This window comes from Pseudacidovorax sp. 1753, from assembly GCF_040544975.1.
In the GTDB taxonomy this organism is placed as follows: Bacteria; Pseudomonadota; Gammaproteobacteria; order Burkholderiales; family Burkholderiaceae_C; genus Xenophilus.
On record NZ_JBEPKY010000007.1, the window covers coordinates 269,557 to 277,241 of the forward strand.

7 protein-coding genes are annotated in these 7,685 nt (G+C 70.2%); 6 read left to right on the plus strand and 1 reads right to left on the minus strand.

Annotation, left to right across the window (positions count from 1 at the left end; genetic code table 11):
* The first annotated feature begins 10 nt into the window (after positions 1-10).
* The 3 genes from ABIC63_RS11090 to ABIC63_RS11100 are packed head-to-tail and all read left to right on the plus strand — an operon-like array spanning position 11 to position 2,547.
* Positions 11-976 carry a Bug family tripartite tricarboxylate transporter substrate binding protein gene (locus tag ABIC63_RS11090; RefSeq protein ID WP_294372990.1) on the plus strand — a complete coding sequence of 322 codons (966 nt, stop codon included), beginning with the start codon at positions 11-13 and terminating at the stop codon, positions 974-976.
* Positions 977-979: 3 nt separating this feature from the next.
* The gene (locus tag ABIC63_RS11095) at positions 980-2,170 is read left to right on the plus strand and encodes an FAD-dependent monooxygenase (protein WP_294372992.1); all 1,191 of its coding nucleotides are present in this window, start codon (positions 980-982) and stop codon (positions 2,168-2,170) included.
* Positions 2,171-2,208: 38 nt separating this feature from the next.
* Positions 2,209-2,547: a YnfA family protein gene (locus ABIC63_RS11100; RefSeq protein WP_354319785.1), complete on the plus strand. Its 339-nt coding sequence runs from the start codon at positions 2,209-2,211 to the stop codon at positions 2,545-2,547.
* Here ABIC63_RS11100 and ABIC63_RS11105 read toward each other — a convergent pair.
* Positions 2,525-4,348, minus strand: a complete 1,824-nt coding sequence (locus ABIC63_RS11105; RefSeq protein WP_354319786.1) for an acyclic terpene utilization AtuA family protein — start codon at positions 4,346-4,348, stop codon at positions 2,525-2,527. The two genes, ABIC63_RS11100 and ABIC63_RS11105, sit on opposite strands and share 23 nt — an antisense overlap.
* A gap of 173 nt (positions 4,349-4,521) precedes the next feature.
* Between ABIC63_RS11105 and ABIC63_RS11110 the strand changes: the two genes are divergently transcribed.
* The 3 genes from ABIC63_RS11110 to ABIC63_RS11120 are packed head-to-tail and all read left to right on the plus strand — an operon-like array spanning position 4,522 to position 7,424.
* Positions 4,522-5,697 (plus strand): acyl-CoA dehydrogenase family protein, encoded by a 1,176-nt coding sequence (locus ABIC63_RS11110; RefSeq protein ID WP_294372997.1) that lies wholly within the window; start codon positions 4,522-4,524, stop codon positions 5,695-5,697.
* Positions 5,698-5,727: 30 nt separating this feature from the next.
* Positions 5,728-6,558 carry a TIGR03084 family metal-binding protein gene (locus ABIC63_RS11115; protein WP_354319787.1) on the plus strand — a complete coding sequence of 277 codons (831 nt, stop codon included), beginning with the start codon at positions 5,728-5,730 and terminating at the stop codon, positions 6,556-6,558.
* The gene (locus tag ABIC63_RS11120) at positions 6,555-7,424 is read left to right on the plus strand and encodes a DUF2156 domain-containing protein (RefSeq protein WP_354319788.1); all 870 of its coding nucleotides are present in this window, start codon (positions 6,555-6,557) and stop codon (positions 7,422-7,424) included. The genes ABIC63_RS11115 and ABIC63_RS11120 overlap by 4 nt, the downstream gene beginning before the upstream one ends.
* Positions 7,425-7,685: the final 261 nt, after the last annotated feature.

Genomic DNA, 7,685 nt, shown 5'->3' on the forward strand with positions numbered 1-7,685 from the left:
AGACAGACCCATGACTTCCCTTGTGCGCCGCGCCCTCGCGGCCTCGCTGATGGCCTTGCCCGTTGTGTCGGCGCTGGCCCAGGCTCCCTATCCCTCCCGCGCCATCACCATCGTCGTGCCTTTCCCGGCGGGCGGTCCCACCGACGCCAGTGCCCGGGTGTACGGCAAGGCGCTGGGCGAGACACTGGGCCAGCCTGTGATCATCGACAACCGTGCGGGGGCCGCCGGCACCGTCGGCAGCGCCTTCGTCGCTCGCGCGCCTGCCGACGGCTACACGTTGCTGTGGGGCGGCACCAGCACGCTTGCCGTGGCGCCGGGCCTCTACAAGAACCTGCGCTACGACGCCCAGTCCTTCGTGCCCATCGGGATGGCCCTGCGCGGCCCGATGATGCTGGCGGCTTCGCCGGCCAGCGGCATCGCCTCGCTGGCCGACCTGCCCCGCAAGGCACGTGACGGACGCCTGACCGTGGGCACGGCCGGCACGGGCTCCATCGGTCACCTCTCGACCGAGCTGTATGCCGACGTCGCCGGCATCAAGCTGACCCACGTGCCTTACCGCGGTGGCAGCCCGGCGATCACCGATGCCATCGGCGGACAGGTCGACCTGGTGTTCGACACCGCGGCTGCATTGCAGCCCTTCGTCAAGACGGGAAAGCTGCGCGCCCTTGGCGTGGGCGGCACCCAGCCTTACGCGCCGCTGCCGCAGACGCCGACGCTGCAGTCCGCCCTCGGCAAGCCGTATGAGGCCTACTCCTGGTTCGGCCTGGTGGCGCCCAAGGAAACGCCGCCTGCCGTGCTGGAGACGCTGCGCAAGGCCATGGCGCAGGTATCGCGCACGGCCGAGATCCGGCAGGTATTGAGCGATCAGGGCGTGGAGCCCGGCGTGGATGGGCCCGAGGCCTTCGGCCAGGTCATCGCCACCGATGCCGCGAAGTGGGCGCGCATCATCCAGCAGGCCGGTGTCACGGGAGAGTGAGCGATGCCTGACCCGATCCTCATCGCAGGCGCCGGCCTCGGCGGCCTGACCGCTGCGCTGGCGCTTCTGCGTCGCGGCCATGCCGTGCGCGTCTTCGAGCAGGCCGCGCAGCTTGGCGAGGTGGGCGCGGGCCTGCAGCTGAGCGCCAACGCCACCCGCGCGCTGCATCTGCTGGGCCTGGCCGAGCCGCTGGCCCGCGTGGCGGCCGAGCCGGTGGGCAAGGAGATCCGACTTTGGAGCACCGGCCAGACCTGGAAGCTCTTCGACCTGGGCGACGCGTCGGTGGCGGAATACGGCCATCCCTACTACACGCTCTACCGGCCCGACCTGCATCGGGTGCTGGTGGAGGCGATCCGCGCCCTCGCGCCCGACGCGCTCTGCCTGGGCGCGCGTTGCGAGCGCTTTGTCCAGACTGCCGACGGCGTGACGCTCACGCTGGCCGATGGCTCGGAGCACCGCGGGCGTGTGTTGATCGGCGCCGATGGCGTGCACTCGGCCGTGCGCCGCCAGCTCTTCGGCGACGGGCCCGCCGTCTATTCGGGCTGCATGGCCTGGCGCGGCGTGATCCCGATCGGCCGCCTGCCGGTCGAACTGGTGCGCCCGGTCGGCACCAACTGGGTCGGGCCCGGGCGGCATGTCATCCACTACCCCCTGCGCGGCGGCCAGCTGATGAACTTCGTTGGCATCGTCGAGACCGACCGCTGGGTGGCCGAATCGTGGACGCAGCGCGGCACGCATGCCGAATGCCATGCCGACTTCGAGGGCTGGCATGACGATGTGCATGCGCTGATCCGCCACATCGACGTGCCGTACCGCTGGGCGCTGATGGCGCGGCCCGCCCTTGCGCGCTGGACGCAGGACAGGGTGACGCTGCTGGGTGATGCGGCGCATCCCACGCTGCCCTTTCTGGCGCAGGGCGCCGCCATGGCCATCGAGGACGGCTTCGTGCTGGGTCGTGCACTGGCCGAAATCGACGACGCGCCTGAAGCGCTGGGTCGCTACGAAGCCGCACGCCTGGACCGGACGACCCGCATCGTGGAGAAGTCGACCGAGAACGGACGCCGCTTCCACAACCCCGAACTGGCCAGTGCCTCTGGCGCGGCCGCCTACGTGGACCGCGAGTGGCGACCGGAGCGCGTGCACGAGCGCTACCACTGGCTGTTCGAGTACCGGGTGGACGAGGTTGTGCTGTAGCCGCGGGCGGTGGAGTTGGCGAAGCACGGCCATGCAGAATGGCCGCCGTGTACCTGCTCAAGACCTTCGGACTCTTCGTGCTCACGGCCCTGGCCGAGATCGTGGGCTGCTATCTGCCCTGGCTGTGGCTGCGTCAGGGCCGCTCGGCCTGGCTGCTGCTGCCGGCTGCGGCCAGCCTTGCGCTCTTCGCCTGGTTGTTGACCCTGCATCCCACCGGCAGTGGCCGCGTGTATGCGGCCTATGGGGGCGTGTATGTGGGCGTGGCGATCCTGTGGCTGTGGCGGGTGGACGGCGTGACGCCCACCGGCTATGACCTGGCCGGCGTCGCGCTGTGCCTGGCCGGCATGGCGGTGATCATGCTCGGTCCGCGCGCCTGAGGGCCTCGGCCGCCACGCTGGGCGGCACCGCGATCGGCATGTCCAGCAGCATCTGCGCCATGCCCTTGCCCAGCGGGTCCATGCGCATGGACGAAGGACCGCCGCCGTCGAGGGCATCGTGGATCAGCAGGTTCATCGCATCCGTGCCCGGCAGGTGGTAGCGCGTGACGTGCCCGGCAGGCAGGTGCCTGAACCAGGCCTCCACCACCGCCGGCTGCAGCGCGTGCCACAGCAGCGGCAGCCACTGCGGCCGGCGCGCCACCACGCCGATGTTGGACAGGTTGCCCTTGTCGCCGCTGCGCGCCCAGGCCAGGTCGATCAGGCGCACCGTCTCGGTGGCGGGCTCGTCGGCGCTCCAGTCGGCCGGGGCGGGCAGGGCAGGCATGGGCGAGGCCTGCGCGCCGGCAGGAATGGCCACTGCGTGCCGCACGTCGTCGAGCACGAAGCCCGGCTGCACCGCGCCCTTGTCCAGCAGGAAGGCGAAGGGCTTGACCAGGGGCGACACTGCCGGCCGCCCGCCGCCGGGGCTGGTGGTGCCCGGCGACCATGACGTGCCGGAAGGCGCGATCTCACGCGCGAACATGGCCAGGGCCGCCTTCTGAGGATGGTTGGCCACCACGCGCATCATCACCTCGCGCGCCTGGCGGGTGCGGGAGTGCGGGCCGTAAAGCGTCTCGGCGCCGATGACCTCGATGTAGGTGGACGTGAAGGGCGGCAGGCCCTGGACCTGCAGGATCTCGCCGGTGCGCTCGAGGATGGCCTCGGCCGTGCGCCGCGCCTTCTTCTCGGCGTCGAGGCCGATGATCACCATGCTGCCCGCGCAGCGGAAGCCGTCCAGCTGCGTGGCCGACACCTTGTAATGGGGCGTCGGCGCGCGTCCCTTGGCCGGGCTTACGTGCACGCGGTTCTCGCCCTGCTGGGTGACACGCACTTCGCGGAAGTCGCAGCTCACCTCGGGCAGCAGGTAGGCGCCCGGGTCGCCGATCTCGTAGAGCAACTGCTCCACCACGCCTGCGCGGATCACCTTGCCGCCGGTGCCCTCCGGCTTGGTGACGACGAAGCTGCCGTCGGCGTGGCATTCCACGATGGGGTAGCCGATGTGCGCCCAGTCCGGGATGTCCTCCCAGTCGGTGTGCAGGCCGCCGGTGGCCTGGCAGCCGCATTCGATGATGTGGCCGGCCAGGCTGCCCGACGCGAGCAGGTCGTGCTGAGTGGCCGTCCAGCCGAACTCGTGCATCAGCGGACCCAGCGTGACCGCGCTGTCGACGCAGCGGCCGGTGATGACCACCTCGGCACCGGCGGCCAGCGCGGCGGCGATGGGCGCGGCGCCCAGGTAGGCGTTGGCGCTCAGCACCTTCTCGGGCAGGGCCTCGCCGGTGAACATGTCGCGCACGCCCTCGGCGCGCAGGCCGGGCATCAGGCTGCTCACGTCGTCGCCCTCGATCACGGCGATGCGCAGTGCGATGCCCTGCGCCTCGGCCACGGCCTTCAGCGCCGCGGCGCAGCCGTGCGGGTTGATGCCGCCCGCATTGCTGACCACCTTGATGCCCTGGCGCTTGACCTCGGCCAGCACGGGCTTCATGGCGATGTCGACGAAGTCGGTGGCGTAGCCCAGCTCGGGGTTCTTGGCCCGGGCCGCGGCCAGGATGGCCATGGTGGTCTCGGCCAGGTAGTCGAAGACCAGGTAGTCGAGCCGGCCGCCCTTCACGAGCTGCGGCGCGGCCACCATGCTGTCGCCCCAGAAGCCCGAGGCGCCGCCGATGCGGACCGTGCGGGAGGCGTTGTTCGGCGTGTCTGTCATGCGCGTTTCCTCTGAAGCGGTCAGCGTAGCGAGGTGGCCGGTGCCGGGCTTGCGCCAACTCGCTGTCTCGGCCGGGCGCTCCATCCGCTCGTGTGGCGGCATTGGCGCAGCCAGTTCGCACAAGACCGGTCGCGTTTCTGACGCTAGCCTTGCAGCGACATCAGGAGACCTGCATGGACCTGCTCGAAGCGCCGCCGCTTCCCTTCCATTTCACGCCGGAGCATGAGCAGTTCCGCGCGAGCTTGCGCGACTTCATCGCCCGCGAGGTCACGCCCCATGTGCACGAGTGGGACGAGGCCGAGACCTTTCCGCGTGCGCTCTATGCGCGCATGGCTGAGCTGGGTGTGCAGGGCCTGGGCTACCCGGAGGCCTATGGCGGCACGCCGGCCGACCTGTTCTACCAATTGATCGTGGCCGAGGAGTTTGCGCGCTGCGGCGGGGGCGGGGTGCAGGCCTCGCTCAACTCGCACAGCATCGCGCTGCCCCCCGTGCTCAAGGCGGGCAGCGAGGCGCTGCGCCAGCGGGTGATTCCCCCCGTGCTGGCAGGCCAGAAGATCGCGGCCCTCGCCATCACCGAGCCCTCCGGCGGCTCGGACGTGGCCAGCCTGCGCACGACGGCCGTGCGCGACGGCGACCACTACATCGTCAATGGCGAGAAGACCTTCATCACCTCCGGCGTGCGCGCCGACTTCATCACCACGGCCGTGCGCACCGACCCGACGGCCAAGGGCGCGGGCGGCATCTCGCTGCTGGTGATCGATGGCGACACGCCCGGCCTGACGCGCACGCCGCTCAAGAAGATGGGCTGGTGGAGCTCCGACACCGCGCACCTGCGCTTCGACCAGTGCCGGGTGCCGGTGGCGCATCGGGTGGGCGAAGAGAACCAGGGCTTCAAGCTGGTGATGAACAACTTCAACAGCGAGCGCCTGTTCATGGCGGTGCTGGCCTGTGGCTACGCCGAGGTCTGCATGCAGGAGGCGCTGGACTGGACGCGCCAGCGCAGCGTGGGCGGCAGCGTGCTGTCGCAACGGCAGGTGGTGCGTCACAAGCTGATGGACATGGCCATGCGCATCGATGCCACGCGTGCGCTGCTCTACGACCTGACCTACCGCATCGAACACCAGTTGGCGCAGCCGGCCCAGCTGGTGGCCCGCGTCTGCCTGGCCAAGGTGCAGGCCACGCAGACGATGCAGTTCTGCGCCGACCAGGCGGTCCAGCTGCTGGGCGGCATGGGCTTCATGCGCGGCACGAAGAGCGAGCGCATCTACCGCGAGGTCAAGGTCATGATGATCGGCGGCGGTGCCGAGGAAGTGATGAAGGACCTGGCTGCGCGGCAACTGGGCATCTGAACGCGACGAACCGACAAGACGACGACCACGATGAACGACACCATCGACGACCTGCGCGCCGAGTACGCCGAACTGGCCGGGCTGGTGCGCGGCCTGAGCCCCGAACAGTGGCGCCTGCGCAGCGACTTCTACGGCTGGACGCCGTGGGACGAGATCGCGCACCTGCTGTACTTCGACGAGACGGCGCTCCTGGCAGCTACCGACGCCGAGGCCTTCGCACGGGATACCGCTGCGCTGACGGCTCAGTTGGCGGCTGGCCGTGAGATCAGTGCCATCGCCCGCGAGAAGTACGGCCATCTCGATGGCGCGGCCTTGCTGGCGCACTGGGAGCCGGTGTCCGCGCAACTGACCGACGCCCTGGCTGCGCTGGACCCGAAGGCCCGGCTGCCCTGGTACGGCCCCAGCATGAGCGCGCGCTCCTTCGCGACGGCCCGCCTGATGGAGACCTGGGCCCATGGCCAGGACGTGTGGGACGTGGTGCGGCGTCGCCGCCCGGCCGGTACGCGGCTTCGCCACATCGCGCACATCGGCGTGACCACCTTCGGCTGGAGCTTCGTCAACCGCGGCCTGCCCGTGCCGGCGGTGGTGCCGTACGTGGAACTGCAGCCGCGACCCGGCGGCGCAGAAAGCGAGGGTGCCTGGACCTGGGGCGATCCGGCCTCGTCCGAGTGGGTGCGCGGCACGGCCGAGGACTTTTGCCTGCTGGTGACGCAGCGCCGCAATGTCGCCGACACGGCGCTGCGCTACAGCGACGGCGCCGCGCGCGAATGGCTGCAGATCGCCCAGTGCTTTGCCGGCGAGCCGGCCAGCGCGCCGCCGCCCGGCGTGCGCCGCGTGGACTACCTCGACCCCGTCGCTTGAACGGCCTGCCGATCACGCTGGACCTGCAGCCGCGCATCGACGCGGCGCTGGCGGCCTTGCGTACGGGGCAGGGCGCGCAGGCGCTGTCGGACCATGCCTTCTCCAACCTGTACCTGTTCCGCGAGGCCCATGCGTACCGCTTTCTGCCCGGCGAGTGGCCGGGCGTCGCGGGCCGCACGTATGACGGTGCCACGCACTTCATGCCGCTCTTCGACATCGGCACTGCGCCGTTGCCGGTGCTGGATGCCTTGATCGAGACGCACGGCTGTCTCTATCCGGTGGCCGAGCATCAGACCCAGGTCTTGCCGGCCGGACGCTTCGTGTGGAGCGCCAACGAAGACGATGCGGACTACCTCTACGCGGCCGAGTCCTTCCGCGACTATGCGGGGCGGGCCCTGGCCAAGAAGCGCAACCTGGTGCGGCAGTTCCTGGCCCATCATGTGCCCGAGGCCGTGCCCTTCGGTCCAGCGGTCGAAGCGGCAGCGCGCGAGGTGCTTGCGGGCTGGATGGTCCAGAAGGGCAAGGGCGCCGGCGAGGCCGACGAGCACGCGTGCCTGGAGGCCATCGCGCATGCCGGACGCTTCGGCCTCGAAGGCTTCGTGTACTTCGTCCAATCGCAGCCGGTGGCCTTCGTGCTCGCGCAGGCGCTGGAACCGGGCGTGTTCGCCATCCGCTTCGCCAAGGGCCTGGACAGCCATGTGGGCATCTACCCGTTCATGTTCCAGCACTTCTGCCGGTCGTTCGCGCGTCCGGTGCTTTGGTTGAACTTCGAGCAGGACATGGGCAATCCTGGGTTCCGGCGGAGCAAGCGGTCTTATGCGCCGCAGGCCTTGCTGGCGAAGTGGCGGGTGTCGAAGGTTGGGTGATTGGCGTTTGATGTCGGCCGGCCGTTCGTTTGTTCCGATGGTTCGCTTCTTGCGGTGGACTGGTCCCGACGATGGTCCGGTTGTGGGCGGTGGTTCGGCCCTGGCGCCGGTGAGGGCGTGTCGGCGCTTCAAGTGGGGCGGTCGGCGCTGCGCGCCGACTCCCCTCCGGTGCTCGGGCAGACGGGCCGCGGCAGAACTCGCTACGCGCTTCGCGCTGCGCTCAAACAACTGCCGCGAGTCAGTTCACGAAGCGGGCCTGTC